We start from the raw sequence: 17,536 nt of genomic DNA on the forward strand, positions 1-17,536 counted from the left end.
CCCACTCAATACTTGAGCGTACGATGAATCAGCCGGGAGATCATATCGATCTCCTCGAACGACAGGGAGTGATAGAGCGGCAGGCAAAGCACACGTGACGCGATGTCGTCGCACACCGGCGTCGGCGCCTTGTCCGCAACGTAGTTCAGCGACCCCAGTGACGGATAGAAATACCTGCGTGGGAAGACGCTATGCAGATTGAGCGCTTCAATCACGGCAAGGTTCGTCGCCTCGCTTTCAAATACCACCGGGTAATAGGCATGGTTGTAGCCGCAGTTGTCCGGCAGCTGCGGACGCCGAACCGGCAGGCCGCGCAGGTTTGCGTCATATCGCTCAGAGAGAATCCGGCGCGACTGAAGGATATCCTCGATATGGTTCAGGTTGCACAAACCCATCGCAGCATGGAACTCGGAGTTCTTTCCGTTGATGCCCACGCCATCAAAAGCAGTCGGAGATACATGCCCGAAATTCCTCATACGGGCGAGCACCTTCAGCAACTCGGGATCCTGCGTTACAACCGCACCACCTTCGATCGTGTGGAAAAGTTTGGTGGCATGGAAACTCGTCGTGGATATGTCTCCAAACGCGAATAGCGATTTGCCACGATATGTCGTACCAAAGGCATGAGCAGCGTCATAGATCACCTTGAGATTGTGACGCTGCGCAATACGCTCGATCTTTTCCACATCGCATGGCGTGCCATACACGTGGGTTGCAAGAATGGCGGATGTTCTCTCGGTGATGCGATCTTCGATACGAGCCGGATCAATATTGAACGTATGCGGACAAATATCCGCCATGACCGGGACACAATTTTCCCAGACAATGCTGGAGGTGGTGGCAACGTAGCTGAAGGGCGTCGTAATGATTTCGCCGCTCAGGTTCAGTGCCTTGATGGCGATCTGAAGGGCCACCGTACCGTTTGAGACGAACAACAGGTGATCGAGCTGGAGCCATTCCTTCAGACGCAATTCAAGCTCATTGACCAGCGGACCATTGTTGGTCAGCCATTCGCGAGCCCAGATCTCGTCGACGTATTTTTGATAATCTGCCTTGGCAGGCAAGAAAGGTTTCGTGACGTTAATGTTCATCTGTGAAATCCACCAGCATCCTCAGGAAGACCCGCAGCCGACGGCCAGCGGGTCCGCTTAGCGGGTTGTTACTCGAAAACCTCAGCTGCCTCGAGCAGGGGGGCATTACGGTCTTTTTCAGCCAGCAGCAACTCCCCGACGCTGGGCCACGCGATGGCAAGTGCCGGATCATTCCAGCGAATGCTTCGCTCATGCTCCGGATACCAGTAGTCAGTCGTCTTGTATTGCACCTCGGCATCTTCCGAGGTCACAACAAAACCGTGGGCGAATCCCTCGGGCACCCACATCTGTCGCTTGTTTTCCGCCGACAGCAGCGCACTGGTCCATTTGCCGAATGTAGGCGACGAACGCCGCACGTCGACTGCAACGTCAAAAACTTCGCCCGCAGTCACGCGAACCAGCTTGCCCTGTGCCTGGCGAACTTGATAGTGCAATCCACGCAAGACGCCGCGGGACGAACGAGAGTGATTGTCCTGCACGAATGGAGCATCCATCCCGGTAGCGATGGCAAACTCGCGCGCATTAAAGCTCTCGAAAAAAAACCCACGTGCATCGCCGAAAACCTTCGGCTCAAGTACCAAGACCCCTTCCAGGCTGGTTGAGATCACGTTGAGCTTCATGGCGCGACATCCTCGATAATCTGACGGAGGTAAGCACCGTATCCGTTCTTTGCCAGTTGGGCCGCCATAACCTCGATCTGTTCGACACCAATCCAGCGATTGCGGTACGCGATCTCTTCAGGACAAGCCACCATCAACCCCTGGCGGTGCTGCAGCGTCGCAATGAAGGTGGCGGCCTCTAGGAGCGAATCATGCGTGCCTGTATCTAGCCAGGCATACCCACGCCCCATGATTTCCACATCGAGCTTGTTGGTCTGAAGGTAGTGCTTGTTAACATCCGTGATCTCCAACTCGCCTCGCGCGGACGGGCGGATGGAGGCCGCGATATCGCAGACCGTATTGTCATAGAAGTACAAACCTGTCACCGCGTAGTTCGAACGCGGCTTGACAGGCTTCTCTTCAATCGACAACGCGCGAAACGCACTGTCGAATTCCACTACGCCGTAGCGTTCAGGATCGTGCACGTGATAGGCAAACACGGTTGCACCATCCTGCCGTTCACACGCACGCGTCAACTGGCCCTGCAGATCATGGCCATGGAAGATGTTGTCGCCGAGGATCAGTGCGGACGGATCGTTGCCGACGAAATCCTTGCCAATAATGAATGCCTGCGCCAGCCCGTCAGGCGACGGCTGCACTGCATAACTCAGATTCATGCCCCACTGGGCGCCGTCGCCAAGCATCTCCTGAAACCGCGGTGTATCCGAGGGCGTGGAGATGATGAGAATGTCCCGGATGCCCGCCAGCATCAACGTGCTCAGCGGGTAGTAGATCATTGGCTTGTCGTAGACTGGCAGCAACTGCTTCGAGACAGACCGAGTGATTGGATACAAGCGTGTGCCGGAACCACCGGCCAGGATAATGCCCTTGCGCATGATGAGCGCCCCTCAGGAATAGATCTGGTCAACCAGGCGATGAACACCATCGCGCCAGTCAGGAATGGTCAGCCCAAAAGTGGCCTTGAGCTTCGACGTGTCCAAACGCGAATTCAATGGACGGGCCGCCGGTAGCGGATACTCGGAGGCAGGAATCGGCTGCACTTGCCCGCCGGTCACGCGCAGTGATGCCCCGCGCTGTTCGGCCCTGTCCAGCAACGTCTGTGCATACCCATGCCATGACGTTTCGCCCGCCGCACACAGGTGATAGACGCCGTCGGCAGCGCGGGCTGGCGCGAAGCGCGACCATCCACGGGAGATTGCCTGCGCTGTCACATCCGCGATCAGCGCGGCCGACGTCGGAGCACCAAATTGATCTGCCACCACCCGCAATACGTCGCGATCGGATGCGAGACGCAACATCGTCTTCGCAAAGTTTCCGCCGTGCAGTCCGAACACCCAGCTCGTGCGGAAAATCCAGTAAGGACACCCAGCATTCGCCACCGCCCGCTCCCCCTCAAGCTTGCTGCGGCCATAGGCTGAGCGTGGCGACGTCGGGTCCTCCTCCACATACCAGCCGGCCTTGTCTCCGTCGAAGACATAGTCGGTGGAATAGTGAATCATCCGTGCACCCGTTCGAGCGGCGGCCTGTGCCAGATACCCTGGCGCACGCGCGTTGATCGCAAAGGCCTGGTCCGCTTCCGATTCTGCCTTGTCCACGGCCGTGTATGCGGCAGCGTTGACAATCAGATCCGGACGTTCCGAATTGACAAGCCCGGCGATCGCCACAGCGTCCTGGAGGTTGCAACGGGCACGATCAGCCAGTACTAACCGGCCGAGCGGTGCAAGGCTCCGGGCCAGTTCGAAACCGACTTGGCCAGTGGCACCGATCAGCAGAATCCTTGGATGATCAGGCAACTCACGCACTGTACTGCTCACTTACCCATTTGCGATACTCGCCCGAGGTGACATCCGCCACCCAGCTCTGATTCGACAGGTACCACTGGACCGTCTTGCGCAGTCCGGTTTCGAAAGTCTCAGCGGGACGCCAGCCCAACTCGCGTTCGAGTTTGCGTGCATCAATGGCATAGCGCCGGTCGTGACCTGGGCGATCTTTCACAAAGGTAATCAGATCCCGATAACTGCCGGTCGGGGTTGGCTTCAACTCATCGAGCAGATCACAGATTGTGTGAACGACTTCGAGGTTGGTCTTCTCGTTCCAGCCACCAACGTTATAGGTCTCGCCGAGGCGACCTCGCTCCAGAACCGTACGGATAGCGGTGCAGTGATCCCCAACATACAACCAATCCCGCACATTCTGACCATCTCCATAGATCGGCAGCGGCTTGCCAGCCAGTGCATTGGCAATCACCAGCGGTATCAGCTTTTCGGGAAATTGATACGGGCCGTAGTTGTTGGAACAGTTCGTGGTCAGTACTGGCAAACCATAAGTATGGTGGTAAGCACGTACGAGATGATCGGACCCTGCCTTGCTCGCCGAATAAGGGCTATTCGGTGCATACGGGGTGGTCTCGGAAAACTGCGGGTCCGTCGGCCCCAGCGAGCCGAACACTTCGTCGGTCGACACGTGCAGGAAGCGGAACGCCTCGCGCTCGGCGCCATCCAGGGCCGACCAGTACTGGCGTGTAGCCTCCAGCAACGTGAACGTACCCACCACATTCGTCTGCACGAAGTCAGCGGGGCCGTGAATTGACCGATCAACATGACTCTCCGCCGCAAAATGCACCACGGCCCGGGGGCGGTGCTCTGCAAACAGCTGGTCGAGCGTGGTACGGTCGTTGATGTCCGTCCGCGAAAAAACGTGTTTCGGGCTGTCGGCAACACTCGCCAGGGTCTTCAGGTTCCCCGCATAGGTGAGCTTGTCGATGTTCACCACTGCGCCATGCGCGTCGGACAGCCAGTCCAGGACGAAATTAGCGCCGATAAAGCCAGCGCCTCCAGTAACAAAGACCTTACTCAACATCTTCTCCCGAGGGGAACATCTGACAAACAGGAATTCTTAAAAGAGATCTATGGGGCACTTAATTTTATTCTTATCACCGCTCTTTGCCCGTGCGAAACATCGTAGGCGCGAAGCGAGCTCCGGCATCTGAATGAAGCGGGATTCTATCGCACAGCAGCCACTGCCTTGCATTCAAAAGGAGGGGAATGAGAAAAAAGTGTAACTGCCCCTTCCTGAGGATTGCCTCCTTCCGCGTCTGTGGTAGGAGCTTTCGCAGAATGCTCCCCCCGACAGGTAGACTAGTGCACCACTGCGCACGGTGCCACTTTCTCTCCTTTACAAAATGACACGAAAAACCCCCTATGCCATCGGCGACGTTCAAGGTTGCGCCTCTTCACTGGATGCACTGCTCGAGCTTCCCCAGCTGGCTGACGCACCGCTGCGATTCGTCGGCGACCTCGTCAATCGGGGACCCGATTCACTAGGAAGCCTGCGGCGCCTGATGTCGCTCGGTGAGCGCGCCAGATGCGTTCTCGGCAATCATGATATTCATCTGCTCGCGGTTGCCGCAGGTGTACGAAAGCCCGGGCGGAGGGATACCATCAACGACATTCTCGCCGCATCGGATCGTGACGACCTTCTCGACTGGATTCGGCACCGGCCGCTTGCAATTGAGGAGAATGGGTTTCTTTTAGTCCATGCCGGCGTGCTCCCTCAATGGAGCGTGGAGCAGACTCTGGAATTGGCCAGGGAAGCGGAGAAACTGCTGCGCTCGGAAAACTGGCAATCCCGGATTGGGGACATTTTCGGGAATCAGCCGTTCAAATGGAAAGGGACGCTGAAGGGTACCGAACGTCTTCGGGTCGTGATTAATGCGCTCACGCGCCTACGCTTTTGCACGGAAGCGGGGGAAATGGAGTTTTCCTTCAATGGTCCGCCCGCGGATGCGCCCCAAGGCTATGTCCCCTGGTTTGACGTCCAAAACCGGCGATCGTCAAATGCGACGATAGTGTGCGGACACTGGTCAGCCCTGGGCCTGATGCTTCGTCCAAATATCATCGCGATTGATACGGGCTGCGTCTGGGGTGGAAAACTCACGGCAGTCAACCTGGATACCGATCCTTCGATCAGGAACGCAATCCAGGTCAACTGCAGTGAGGAAGGACTGCCAATTGAGATCAAAGAGTAAGCGCTGCTCTGGAGTTCCCCCTGCGCTCCGCCCAGATCAAGGCCGCGCGAAGCACGGCAGTGTCAACGCTGTAACTGCGATGAAATGCATGCACTGCGTGCTGGCCAGGCGCCACGGGACTCTGAACGAACAATATCGACGCGCCGCCAGCATCGCTATAGCTCGAGTAGCCTCGAAAATTGAAGCTCGGTTCGTCATGGATGAGGCCGATCACCGGCGTGCGATCCGGACAGTAGAGCGTATTTGAAAGCGCAGAACTGCACGACCCCACAACCATGGATGCAGACCGGAAGGTATCGACCTGTTCAATGAACGACATTTCCTCCGGATATATGGTTTCGAATCCATGATCAGTCAACATGGAGCGGACCTCGGCTTCATTAAGCATTTGACGGCTCGCAAACGCGTGCCGGGAGATGAAGAGTCGCCGCCCGCGTCTGGCTGGCACGCCCAAACGTCGCTCCACGGCTTTGAGCACCATCTCTTTCATCGCCCGAAGCACGTCTCTCGGCCATACCGCGTCATATGAATAGCCACCAACACCATCAAGGGGGAAGTAGGTGGGTACGGGCGCCATCGCAAGCTGGCCAAACGTCACCACCTGCTCCGGCTCCAAGGTAATAACCTCGCGCCCGAACTCGTTTAAAAGGCTCAGACTTTCCAGATGGGTCTTCGGCATTCCCGAATCAACGATGATCGGGAATTCACGAAGCTCGGGCAAAGAATCATAGGCGAGCAGCCGTGGGAGGTATTCGCAGCCCCAGTGGCCAAAATTACGACTTTGGACGCCGAACATCATCAATCCGCACGGAATGTGCAGCGACTCCTTGGTCGGCCACTCAATCAGAACGTTTCCGCCATGGCGCGCACGGATTACCTGATGCTCGTTCAGCCGGTCTCCGAAGACCGCCTTCCCGCTTCGAGGGTGCGTTGCCTGGTCCGAGACTAACGTACCTTGATGCAGGACTACATTGCAGCGGCTCGCAGCCGTACATTCATCAAGTACGGCAAGGTAGAACGGGGGGGCAGTCAACGTGCCTGACTCAGATTCGAGGGCGGTCGGGGGACGCAGAAACTCTGGCTCAATCGGTTCGATCGGCCTTTCCGGGAACAATTCGAAGTATCTCCCAATACCTTGGGCGCAATGCTCCGTGACCGATGTCAGCGGCATATCGATTACCCGGGTCGAACCGTCCTTTGCGCGCGCTGCCAGCAAGTTCATGGCCATGTCCCGGTCCCCGCTGGCGAACACCAGATTTGCTAAGCGCTCGCGGATCAACTGGGCTTCCTTGAGGCCCTTGGTCAGCGCCATTCTGTAGCTCGCCTCGGCGATCTTCAACTCGCCACGCATTTCCGCCCGATAGCCCTCACGGGCAAGCACCGAGGCGACATTCGCATCGATATGAAGGGCGTCTGTACCCGATAGCGACTCCGAAAGCGAGTATGAAGTGACGGCAGCGTCGATGTTCCCCGTCTGCTGCAAAGCTTGGCCAAGCAGGTTCTCCAGAAGCGGCCGCGGCAGTTTGTCTTCTAGTTCATTAAGCGCCGCCACGGCGCCGGATCCTTCACCACGTGCCAGCAAGCACTCGATCCACAGGCGTAGTGCATAAGGATGATTGGGCACTTCTGTCAGCACCTGCAAGATCCGAGCCTCTAGATCGGCACGCTCGAGCGAGATCGGGAAACGACCTTCCCTCTCGCCCCAACGTACAAAATGCTCAAACGGGTCGACGCCGGACATCGCCACATCAGGATTCATCGCCAGATAATCAGCCTGATCAAAGAGCAGGGACGGAGCCTGGCGCTTGGTAATCTCGGCAGTCAGGAAATGCTCGATCCATGTGACGCCTGTCGGCAGTTCGTTCAGACCCGTTTCCATACGGTAGTGCCTGGCATCGAACATCGGATGCGGGCTCATCTCCGGATCGCCGCCGTGGTTGACATAGTGCGCCAGCGGCGACTCAGTTACTCCATGGCGAGACCGATAATATGCTTCATCAATAAAATACGAGAGCCGCGTCGCAATGATCCATCGTGCGTAGCGGTTTCCCTGATCTCCGTTCAAGACGCCGCGCGCGATCGCGAGCATCTCCGGTGCCTCGCTATCGAACCACCGTCGGCCTTCGCGCTCCCCACTCTTGAGGAAATGCTCCAGTGGATTTACTCCTGCAGCAGCGACATCAGGGTTGAACATCAGATACGCTGATGTGCTGAAAAGCGGCGAAGGGTCAAACCCTTGCGCCGCACCTTCCGCCAAGTAGTGATCAAGCAAGGTCATACCTACGGGGATATGGCACCCGCGCAATTGAGCTGCATAGAACTCGCTATCGAACAGAGGCAGTGGGTCGAACGCAATACCACGCCCGTTCAGCGTGTAGTGGTAGCTCGGTGATTTTCCCGCCAGCAGGCCACCGTACCGCCTTCTGTAGTAAGCGGTATCAATCGGCCAGATGCCAGCTCCTTTCGAGGCTACAAATACGCGAAGCCCGTTGCGCAAGTTTCGCGCGATACTAACAATGTACTTTCTCATTGAGCGGGTGGCCGCGCACGCGCGCCGAGATCTTGCAATGTGGTGATTCGCGGCAAAATTTGAGCCTCGTAGCTCATACTTTGCAATATCACATCTCTACCTCTTCCCGCCAATATGCAAAGCGACTCTCTGTTGGCCGCGTAGTGAAGCACCCTATCGGCAATCACCTCCGCATCACGATCGATTTTCTCGAAATCCCGCCCCATTTCAAATATTGGCTTACCTCGCAGATCAGAGTTCAAGCCCTCGAAATCGGAAAGGAACATCGCCACGCCGCAGAGACTGGCTTCCACGCAACAAGTCGTAGGGAAACCGTCGAAGGAGCCCCTCCCTCCATTGAGGCGGAACCCGGATACATTCGGGGAGACAATGATATCCATTTCCCTATAAAATCCAGGGAAGAAATCACTCGGCTGTATGCCATGGAACCGAATATTCGTGCCGACTTTCAAAGGAATCGTGTCGGCGTCGAATCCGCCTACTACGTGAAACTCAATATCATCCCTGTCGCGTAGTTGCTCTGCAAGCGCGACGAAGACGTCGTATCCCTTCTCAACGCCCGTAGCGCTGTAGCGTTGCGCCACAAAACAGACACGTAGGATTTCTCGTTGTGGATTCCGGGTCGTCAGAATCGCTTCCGTGCCGACGCGATCGAAACACATGGGCACCACACCACCAAACAGATGCAATAGCCTGTTAGGCTCACAAAACTGATTATCCAACAGATATCGATAGGTCAGATTCTGCGTGGTTATGATTTTGCCCAGTCGAGAGTCATCACAGAGACGTCGAAGCTTGTAATCCGAGTTTGGATCCGCGAGCTCAAATCCACCACCTGGATAAAGGGTGAACGCGAATGCATCGACATTGAGGTGACGATTCTCCGAGAAAAATAGATTTGCGTTGTTCAAGAATACACAATATCCGACTCTGGCTGCTACTGACTGCTTGGCATGGAGCTGGACGCGACCGGGAGCCATGCCTTGATCAGCAGCAAAACGGTGCGCCATGCTTGTGAACGTATCTGATCCATGCAGGTGTTTGATATCCCAGATCGATGAATACATCCTACTTCCTGGCAGTTCCCGCAAATAGGCTGAGAACTCTCCGAATCGGAAGCTGGAAAGTCGCGAAGGGAAGCTCGTATCAAATAGCTGAATTGCATCTATCGGCGCCGGCTCACCGGATACGCCTCCCGTTGCCTCCATCGCAGCGAACTCGGCTTGCAGTGCCTGTAGAGCGTCGGAAATCGCTGGCCTTTGGTCACCCTGATCCACTGCGTCCTGCAATGCAGCAAGCGCTTCATCCAGATATCCCAACGCACGCAGGACAAGCCCTAGATACCCGTTGCTCGAGAAGCTGGCGGGCGCGATGCGGCGGCTCTGCTGCCAGGCCGCGACCGCCTTGTTCAACTCGCCCTGCACCCAGAATCGTTCGGCGAGAGAGTTCAATAATGGCGGTAGAATCTGTTCGCAATACGATGCCGGCAACATGTCAGCCGCCAAGCGGGCCGCTTCAAGATCGCCCTGGGCAACGTTCCGGATCGTGCGCAATGCCAGCGCCACGGGGTTCCCCTGGTCGTTGGCCAGTATCTGGGCAATCGCCTCATCGAGATCTGGAGCGTCGACGTTTATGAACTGCCGTCCCTCCTTGTACCCCCAACGAACAAAATGCTCGAGTGCATTGACCCCGGCGGCAGCCACGTCGGGATTCATCGCCAGATAGGCCTTGGGATCGAAAATTGGAGATGGCCGCAGGCCAGATTTCTCGCCGAGCTCAAGATAGTGCTCAAGGAGCGCCTGACCGGGTTGAGCGGGAGATGTCTCCAGTTGGGCAGAATAGAATGCAGAATCAAACACGGGATTAGGATCAAAGCCGGACCGCGCGCCCACTCGGACAAAGTGCTCACGTGGCGCCTCCGAACCCAGTTCGGCCCCATACCGACGCCGGTAGTACTCGGTATCAACCAGTTCCGCAACGACACTTGCACTGGGTTGCGGCAGGGGTTCGGAGCGAACCTCAAGACATCCTTTGATCCAGTGAAAGAAACTACGCATTGTTTTTCAGATTTAACGGTCGTGGGGCCCCCGGAGCCTGCCTGTGGCGCTGACAATTATCCATTCGCCCCCGACTCTCCCTGTGTCCGCTTGTAAAGTTCAATAACCTCGTCGGGCGAACCATCCCCGATCACCTCGCCACGCTTCAGCAGGATCATCCGGTTGCAGATCGATTGCAGGAGGTTCATGTCGTGTGATACGCAAACCATGATATTCGAACGATCGATGAACTCCGTCATTCGCTTCTGTGCACGTTGCACAAAAGTCGCATCGCCACCAGCAAACACTTCATCAAGAATCAAGATCTCGGGATGTACAGCTGTTGCAATCGCAAAGCCGAGCTTCATGTACATACCGGTCGAGTAGTACTTAACCGGCGTATCGATGAATTCTTCCAATCCCGTGAAATCGATGATTTCCTGCTCAAGATTCTCCAGTTGCTTTTTGCTATACCCCAAAATCCCGCCACTGAAATAGATATTCTCGCGGCCGGTGAATTCGAGATTAAAGCCAGCACCAATTTCAAGCAATGGAGCAACTCTCCCATCGACGTGAACAGAACCCTGCTGCGGAGAATAGATCCTGCAGATTGTCTTCAAAAGCGTACTCTTGCCAGCACCATTATGACCAATGATACCGACACGATCGCCACGCTCAATGGTCAGGCTAACATTTTTCAGAGCCCAGAAATCTGTGTAGCCACCGTGACTCTTGCCACGCAAGAAATTGGTAACATAGTCCTTTAAAGCGGGACTCTTGTCGTGATAGAGACGGAATCGGAGAGAGACATCCGACACTTCGATTCGAGACATCGCTTATAGCCTAAAAATTAACTTGTTTTCGTACAGGCGGAAGATTTTCAGACCGATAACAAAGCTGAGAGCAGCCAGTGCGGTTGCGATCCCCACCGCATGCAGCGAGGGGAATTGAGAAGCATAGATCGGCGCACGAAATAGCTCAATGAAATAGAGCATTGGATTCAGCACAATCACCTTCTGCAATTTCGGCGAAATTGCATCCATCTGATACATAATCGGCGTCACGAAGAACCAGGCTTGCAGCATTACGCCAATCAGATGCTGCATATCACGGAAGTAAACCATAATCACCGCCAGCGCAAATGAAAGGCCGAGCGAGAATATAAAAAGCAAGGCGAATGCCACTGGAAGAAAAATCAGCGCGACGCTGATTTTTGCCCCGACAAAAAAGGCAATGACGAAAAGCGCACAAAGGCTGAAAAGCGAATCAAACAGGATGCCAGTCGACGTCGCAACCGGGAAAACAATCTTGGGGATATAGATCTTCTTCAGCAGCCCTTCATTTCCAACAATTGATGCACCGGCCTGCACCAGCGTACTAGAGAACAGAGTCCAGGGAACCGTGCCCGCGAGAAGGAAAACCGCATAATCTCTCAGACCGAAGCGGAAAATATGTGAAAAAACCACCGCCGTGATGCCCATCATCAGCAATGGATTCAGTACAGTCCACAGGTAACCGAAGATGGTACGTCGATAACGGGTCAGCAATTGCTGCATCACCAGCTGTGAAACGATCTGGCGATAATTGTAGATCTCACTAAGAATCATGATGTGGTATGTTCACCGCCTTATGTCGACGGTTTCGTGATGTCGGGGGCGCAAACCGACTCCCGGAAAGAGATCAGCTAGATTACGTTACTCATTGCTCATGGGAGCAGCTTCACGACCAGCGCCGTAAGATACACTGGGCTGACACGCAGGGAAACCCCCACCAACGTCACTTTTCTTTGCCACTTCGCTCTTCGCGACTTCACCGAGCAGTTGTCCAACAGCCATCTGGCATGCCCCACTGAGCTCTCGGCGATCCCAACCACCGGGGGCAATCTCGGTGCCCGACAGGACCTGCACTGTTATCGGCGAAGCATCAAGAACGCTGTTCAGCGAGTCCATCAGCGAAAGGTCGCCGATGTATGCAGGCGCGAGCGTCAAGCTTCTGGTCGACGTATCCAAATAACGCAGTGCGACCGGTAACACGGGGGCTTTGGCAGAAACAGCAGCCTGCAAAAGGTTGGCGTGAAATGGCAAGACCGCAGTGCCATCGCTTGTGGTCCCTTCCGGGAACACGCACACGGTATCGCCTTGCCCGAGGCACTCTGCAATACGGTGAAGAATCCGATGCGTATCCCGCTTCTTCCCCCGTTCGAGGAAAAGGGTACCTGTCTGCACGCAGAGCCACCCTATCAAAGGCCAGGCGCGAATCTCCGACTTTGCAACAAATCGAAACGGACACCACACATTCAGCACAAAGATATCGAGCCACGAAATATGGTTCGCCACCACCAGCACGCCATGTGATGGATGTATATCTTTTGGAATCTCCACCGTAATGCCGCAAAGGCCGAGGAGCATCCTTGACCATCGCCGGATATGATGATGTCGCGCCTCAGAACCCAGCCAGGGAAATACAAGGGAGCAAAAAAGCATGCCCCGCATCAGGTGTATCCCTAAACGTCCCTTGCGTACCCAATTCATCGCCGCAACCCGGTTATGTTGTGCGAGGGTAAATCAGCGCTGCTCGTAGACGACCTGGCCGCAGACCAGCGTCGTACGCACACGCCCTTCCATCTCGTAGCCGAGCCACGGCGAGTTCTTGCCCTGACTCTTCAACGCGCTGCGCTCCACCTTCCAGAGCTGCTTCGGGTCGAACACGCACACGTCGGCCATGCTGCCCGTGGTCAGCGATCCCGCATTCAGACCGATAACCCGCGCGGGTTCACTGGTAATGCGAGCCAGCGCGCGCACGAGCGGCACCTTGTGCTCGCTGGCCCAGCGCAGCGTCAGCGGCAGCAGCAGTTCCAAGCCTGTAGCGCCCGGCGAGGCCTCGGCGAAAGGCAGGAGCTTTTCGTCGTCGTCCACCGGGGTGTGATCCGAGCAGAGTGCGTCGATAGTGCCGTCGGCCAGCGCGGCGACGATTGCGTCGCGATCGCGAGCGCCGCGCAGCGGCGGCGTGAAGCGCATCTGGCTATTGAAGAAGCCGATGTCCATGTCGGTCAGCGAGACGTGATGGATATTCACGTCGCACGTGACCGGCAGGCCTTCCTTGCGTGCCTGACGCACCAGTTCCAGCCCGGCAGCCGACGACAAGCGGCACAGGTGCACGCGTGCGCCCGTGGCACGGATCAATTCGAAGATCGTATGCAGACGCACGGTTTCGGCGATGACGGACACGCCAGACAGACCCAGTCGCGACGCCACGGCGCCGCTCGCGGCAACGCCTCCGCCGAGGAACGGATCCTCGGGGCGCAGCCACAGCGTGAAGCCGAACGTCTGCGCGTATTGCATCGCGCGTTGCAGCACCTTGGTGTCGTGGATGGGCGCCTCGGCCTGGCTGAAGCCAACACAACCCGCCTCGGTCAGTTGGCCCATCTCGGTCAGCGCGTCGCCCTTCAGGCCGACGGTCAGGGCCCCCAGCGGGTACACATGCGTCTGGTTGAGCTTGTGAGCGCGGAACTTGAGCATCTCCACCAGCCCCGGCTCATCGAGTACCGGGTCGGTGTCAGGCGGGCAGACCAGGCTGGTCACGCCACCGGCAGTGGCGGCGGCCAGTTCGGATTCCAGCGTCGCCTTGTATTCGTAGCCCGGCTCGCGCAGGCGGGCGGACAGGTCGACCAGCCCCGGGCACACGATCATGCCCTTCGCATCGATGGTCTTGTTGGCATGGAAGTCAGCGGGCGCGCGGCCCACGCCGACAATCTTGCCGGCGGCGATGTACAGGTCCTGTTCGGCATCGACGTTCGCGGCCGGGTCGATCAGGCGGCCACCCTGGATATGGATCTTCATGTTCTGTCGGTGTGTGCGGTTCGTGGTATCCGGGGTTCGGCTCAATCGTTATTGCCCGCGACGATGCCCATCACGGCCATGCGCACGGCGATGCCGAACGTCACCTGGTTCAGGATCACCGATTGCGGACCGTCTGCCACGGCGGAGTCGATCTCCACGCCGCGGTTCATCGGGCCCGGGTGCATCACAATGGCATCAGGCTTGGCCAACGCCAGGCGCTCCGGGGTCAGACCGTAGGCCTTGAAGTACTCCTGCGCCGACGGCAGCAGCGCGCCGGTCATCCGCTCGTTCTGCAGGCGCAGCATGATCACGACGTCCACGCCCTTCAGGCCCTCTTCCATGTTGTGGAAGACGCGCACACCCATCTGCTCCAGGCCGGACGGCAGCAGCGTGCGCGGCCCGATCGCGCGGACTTCCGGCACGCCCAGCGTGGTCAGCGCGTGGATGTCCGAGCGCGCCACGCGCGAGTGCAGGATGTCGCCGACGATCGCCACCGTCAGGTTCGTGAAGTCCTTCTTGAAATGCCGGATCGTGTACATGTCCAGCAGGCCCTGCGTCGGGTGCGCGTGGCGGCCATCGCCGGCGTTGATCACGTGCACGTGCGGCGCCACGTGTTCGGCGATCAGGTAAGGCGCGCCCGAGCTGGCGTGGCGCACCACGAACATGTCGGCCGACATCGCCGACAGGTTGTTGATCGTATCGAGCAGCGATTCGCCCTTGCTCGTGGACGACGCGTTGATATTCAGGTTCAGCACGTCCGCCGACAGCCGCTTGGCCGCGATCTCGAACGTCGTGCGAGTCCGGGTGGAGTTCTCGAAGAACAGATTGAACACGCTCTTGCCGCGCAGCAGTGGCACCTTCTTGACCTCGCGGTCGGAGTCGGAGAGCGATACGAACTGGCTGGCGGTATCGAGGATGTGCGTGATCATGTCACGCGACAGCCCCTCGATCGACAGCAGGTGCTTCAGTTCGCCGTTCTTGGTGAGCTGCGGGTTGCGAAACGTCTTGGTCATGGCAGGTCGGGCGCGGGTTCTATCTGTGTGGTACTTGCGTGCTTGCGGGTTCAGCTACGGACTTCAGTGGCAAAGGCAAAGCGGGTGTCCGCACCCTCGCCCTGGCGCGACAGCACCAGGGTCTTGTCCTGGGGCAGCGCGACGGTAACAGCGGCAAATTCGGCGGCGATCGGCAACTCCCGGCCACCACGATCGGCCAGCACGGCCAGCGCCACGCGGGCCGGACGGCCGTAGTCGAACAGTTCGTTGACGGCGGCGCGAATCGTACGCCCCGTGGCCAGCACGTCGTCAATCAGCAGAATATTGCGGTCTTCCACCTCAAACGGGAGCGTGGTCGACTGCGCCTGGCTGTGCAGGCCCTTCTTGGCATAGTCGTCGCGGTGAAAGGCCACGTTGATCACGCCGTGCCCGCCCAGTTGCAGGTCGGACGCCAGCCGCTCGGCGATCCAGGCGCCTCCGGAGTAGATCCCCGCGACGGACCAGCGCGCACGCTCGCTGGAGGGCATCAGGGCCTGGGCCTGGTCGCGCAGCGCGTGATACAGCGCCTCGGCGTCGGGTGTAGAGGTCTGGGTCATAGCGGGAGTTCGTCGAAATACTGTTGCAGGATGATCCGGGCTGCCTCGGCGTCGAGCGCGCCTCGCTTGGCGCCCGCCATGGCGGCGGCGCGCGAGGAGTAGCGTTCGTCCACCCATTCCACGGGCAGATTGAAGCGTCCGTTCAACTGGTTGCCAAAGCGGCGCGCAAGCCGCATCGAGGGCTGCTCCTCGTCATCGGGGCCAGCTTCCGGATTGACTGGCATCCCGACCACGAGTCGCACCGGCGTCCACTGGCGAATCAGTTCGCCAACGGCGTCGAAGCGGGCCTCGACCGTCACATTCGGAAGGATCGTAAGTGCGCTGGCTTGCCGGGTGATGAAATTACCAAGCGCCACGCCGATTTTTTTCTCGCCATAGTCGAAGGCAAGCACCGTGCCGTCGCGGGGCGTCTCGCGCCCCAGCTGCTCAGGCATGTCCCGCGTCACCCGAAAGCATCGAGATGTCGATGCCGAGCAGGCGAATGGCCGCTGCAAAACGTTCCTCGGGGGGCACGCTGAAAATGATCTCGGGATCAGCCTGAACGGTCAGCCAGCCATTGCGGCTCAGTTCGTCCTCGAGCTGGCCGGCGCCCCACCCCGCGTAACCGAGTGTGAGCAGGAACCGGTGCGGGCCGCTGCCATTGGCCACAGCTTCGAGCACGTCCTTGGAGGTGGTCATTTCCAGCCCGCCGGGCACCGCCAGCGACGACACATAGATGCCGACCGGGTCATGCAACACGAAGCCGCGTTCGGTCTGCACCGGGCCGCCGAAGTAGACCGGCTGGTGGGCAACTGGCTGGATTTCGAGCTTGAGATCGATCTTGTCGAAGAGCGTGGCCATGTCGATGTCGATCGGCCGGTTGATCACCAGGCCGAGCGCGCCGCGCTCGTTGTGCTCGCAAAGATAGACGACGGAACCTGAAAACGTCGGATCGGCCATGCCAGGCATGGCAATCAGGAACTGATTGGTGAGATTGATTGGAGCTTCGGACGTCGCCATGGCTTGCATTCTACCAAATCACCGCTGCGACTTCCCGTAAAACTTCGGCGTCCGGCGACATGCTGCAATGCAACATTTGTTGCTGCCTCAACGCGCTCAGCCGCGTAGCGCGGCCAGGTCTTCCGGCGTGAGCCAGCGCCATTCTCCGGGGCCCAGCGCGGGGTCGAGCACGAGCCCGCCGATCGCGCTGCGATGCAATGCGGTCACGTGATTGCCCACCGCAGCGACCATCCGCTTGACCTGATGGTACTTGCCCTGCAGCAGCGTCAGACGCAGGCTGCGCTCGCCGGTCGCTTCACACGCATCGGCGGCGATCGGCGCCGGTTCGTCGTCGAGCTTCACGCCAGTGCGCAACGCTTCCACCTGTTCCGGCGTGACCGGATCGAAGGTCGTCACTTCGTAGACCTTCGGCACCTCCTTCTTCGGCGAGGTCTGGGCGTGGATGAACTGGCCGTCGTCGGTCAGCAGCAGCAATCCGGTGGTGTCGTGATCGAGCCGCCCCACGGCCTGGACCTCCCGCTGGCGCAGCGGCACCGGCAGCAGGTTGTACACACTTGGATGATGGCGCGGACGCTGGGAGCATTCGTAGCCCGTCGGCTTGTTCAGCATCACGTAGGCCTTGGTGCACGCCAGCCACTCCTCGCCGTCGACCATCAGGCGCAGCCCGTCCACCTCGAAACGCGCACCCGGGTCCTCGCAGAGTTCACCGTTGACCTCGACGAGCCCGGCTGCCACCAGATCGCCGCAATAGCGGCGGGTGCCGAAGCCTTGGGATTGCAGGATGCGGTCGAGTGTCGTGGCCATGG

17 protein-coding genes are annotated in these 17,536 nt (G+C 58.3%); 1 reads left to right on the forward strand and 16 read right to left on the reverse strand.

Annotated elements, in window-relative coordinates; all coding sequences use genetic code 11:
* Window positions 1–5 precede the first annotated feature (5 nt).
* The 5 genes from K6G35_RS12415 to rfbB all read right to left on the reverse strand — a co-directional run bounded on the left by K6G35_RS12415 (window position 6) and on the right by rfbB (window position 4,570).
* Window positions 6–1,091 carry a DegT/DnrJ/EryC1/StrS family aminotransferase gene (locus K6G35_RS12415; RefSeq protein ID WP_008642175.1) on the reverse strand — a complete coding sequence of 362 codons (1,086 nt, stop codon included), beginning with the start codon at window positions 1,089–1,091 and terminating at the stop codon, window positions 6–8.
* 68 nt (window positions 1,092–1,159) lie between these two features.
* Window positions 1,160–1,711 carry a dTDP-4-dehydrorhamnose 3,5-epimerase gene (gene rfbC, locus K6G35_RS12420; protein WP_008642173.1) on the reverse strand — a complete coding sequence of 184 codons (552 nt, stop codon included), beginning with the start codon at window positions 1,709–1,711 and terminating at the stop codon, window positions 1,160–1,162.
* Complete coding sequence (gene rfbA, locus K6G35_RS12425; protein ID WP_008642171.1) at window positions 1,708–2,586, reverse strand: glucose-1-phosphate thymidylyltransferase RfbA; 879 nt, start codon at window positions 2,584–2,586, stop codon at window positions 1,708–1,710. Before rfbA ends, rfbC begins: the two co-directional genes overlap by 4 nt.
* A gap of 12 nt (window positions 2,587–2,598) precedes the next feature.
* Window positions 2,599–3,513 carry a dTDP-4-dehydrorhamnose reductase gene (gene rfbD / locus K6G35_RS12430; RefSeq protein WP_008642169.1) on the reverse strand — a complete coding sequence of 305 codons (915 nt, stop codon included), beginning with the start codon at window positions 3,511–3,513 and terminating at the stop codon, window positions 2,599–2,601.
* Window positions 3,506–4,570, reverse strand: coding sequence for a dTDP-glucose 4,6-dehydratase (gene rfbB, locus K6G35_RS12435; RefSeq protein ID WP_040010855.1), 1,065 nt, complete (start codon window positions 4,568–4,570; stop codon window positions 3,506–3,508). Before rfbB ends, rfbD begins: the two co-directional genes overlap by 8 nt.
* 322 nt (window positions 4,571–4,892) lie before the next feature.
* On the opposite strand from rfbB, the gene K6G35_RS12440 reads away from it, so the two are divergent.
* A complete protein-coding gene (locus tag K6G35_RS12440; RefSeq protein WP_040010854.1) occupies window positions 4,893–5,738 on the forward strand; it encodes a symmetrical bis(5'-nucleosyl)-tetraphosphatase in 846 nt (281 codons plus the stop codon).
* Here K6G35_RS12440 and K6G35_RS12445 read toward each other — a convergent pair.
* The 11 genes from K6G35_RS12445 to K6G35_RS12495 form a co-directional block, all read right to left on the reverse strand.
* The gene (locus K6G35_RS12445; RefSeq protein ID WP_495675782.1) at window positions 5,728–8,268 is read right to left on the reverse strand and encodes a glycosyltransferase 61 family protein; all 2,541 of its coding nucleotides are present in this window, start codon (window positions 8,266–8,268) and stop codon (window positions 5,728–5,730) included. The genes K6G35_RS12440 and K6G35_RS12445 overlap by 11 nt on opposite strands.
* The gene (locus K6G35_RS12450) at window positions 8,265–10,325 is read right to left on the reverse strand and encodes an LPS biosynthesis protein RfbU (RefSeq protein ID WP_008646276.1); all 2,061 of its coding nucleotides are present in this window, start codon (window positions 10,323–10,325) and stop codon (window positions 8,265–8,267) included. The genes K6G35_RS12445 and K6G35_RS12450 overlap by 4 nt, the downstream gene beginning before the upstream one ends.
* Before the next feature lie 56 nt (window positions 10,326–10,381).
* A complete protein-coding gene (locus K6G35_RS12455) occupies window positions 10,382–11,137 on the reverse strand; it encodes an ABC transporter ATP-binding protein (RefSeq protein WP_040011061.1) in 756 nt (251 codons plus the stop codon).
* A gap of 3 nt (window positions 11,138–11,140) precedes the next feature.
* A complete protein-coding gene (locus K6G35_RS12460; protein WP_008646278.1) occupies window positions 11,141–11,911 on the reverse strand; it encodes an ABC transporter permease in 771 nt (256 codons plus the stop codon).
* Between the two features lie 87 nt (window positions 11,912–11,998).
* Entirely contained in the window at window positions 11,999–12,712 is a 714-nt protein-coding gene (locus K6G35_RS12465) for a lysophospholipid acyltransferase family protein (RefSeq protein ID WP_008646279.1), read from the reverse strand.
* Window positions 12,713–12,868: 156 nt separating this feature from the next.
* Window positions 12,869–14,143 (reverse strand): dihydroorotase, encoded by a 1,275-nt coding sequence (locus tag K6G35_RS12470; RefSeq protein WP_008646280.1) that lies wholly within the window; start codon window positions 14,141–14,143, stop codon window positions 12,869–12,871.
* Window positions 14,144–14,184: 41 nt separating this feature from the next.
* Window positions 14,185–15,156, reverse strand: a complete 972-nt coding sequence (locus K6G35_RS12475; RefSeq protein WP_008646281.1) for an aspartate carbamoyltransferase catalytic subunit — start codon at window positions 15,154–15,156, stop codon at window positions 14,185–14,187.
* A 50-nt stretch (window positions 15,157–15,206) separates the two neighbouring features.
* Complete coding sequence (pyrR, locus tag K6G35_RS12480; protein ID WP_011517314.1) at window positions 15,207–15,731, reverse strand: bifunctional pyr operon transcriptional regulator/uracil phosphoribosyltransferase PyrR; 525 nt, start codon at window positions 15,729–15,731, stop codon at window positions 15,207–15,209.
* Complete coding sequence (ruvX, locus tag K6G35_RS12485) at window positions 15,728–16,165, reverse strand: Holliday junction resolvase RuvX (RefSeq protein ID WP_008646283.1); 438 nt, start codon at window positions 16,163–16,165, stop codon at window positions 15,728–15,730. Before ruvX ends, pyrR begins: the two co-directional genes overlap by 4 nt.
* Window positions 16,158–16,730 carry a YqgE/AlgH family protein gene (locus tag K6G35_RS12490; protein ID WP_008646285.1) on the reverse strand — a complete coding sequence of 191 codons (573 nt, stop codon included), beginning with the start codon at window positions 16,728–16,730 and terminating at the stop codon, window positions 16,158–16,160. Before K6G35_RS12490 ends, ruvX begins: the two co-directional genes overlap by 8 nt.
* 96 nt (window positions 16,731–16,826) lie before the next feature.
* Window positions 16,827–17,534 carry a pseudouridine synthase gene (locus K6G35_RS12495; RefSeq protein ID WP_495675783.1) on the reverse strand — a complete coding sequence of 236 codons (708 nt, stop codon included), beginning with the start codon at window positions 17,532–17,534 and terminating at the stop codon, window positions 16,827–16,829.
* Window positions 17,535–17,536 lie beyond the last annotated feature (2 nt).

The sequence above is a fragment of the Cupriavidus sp. HY129 genome, from assembly GCF_059492215.1.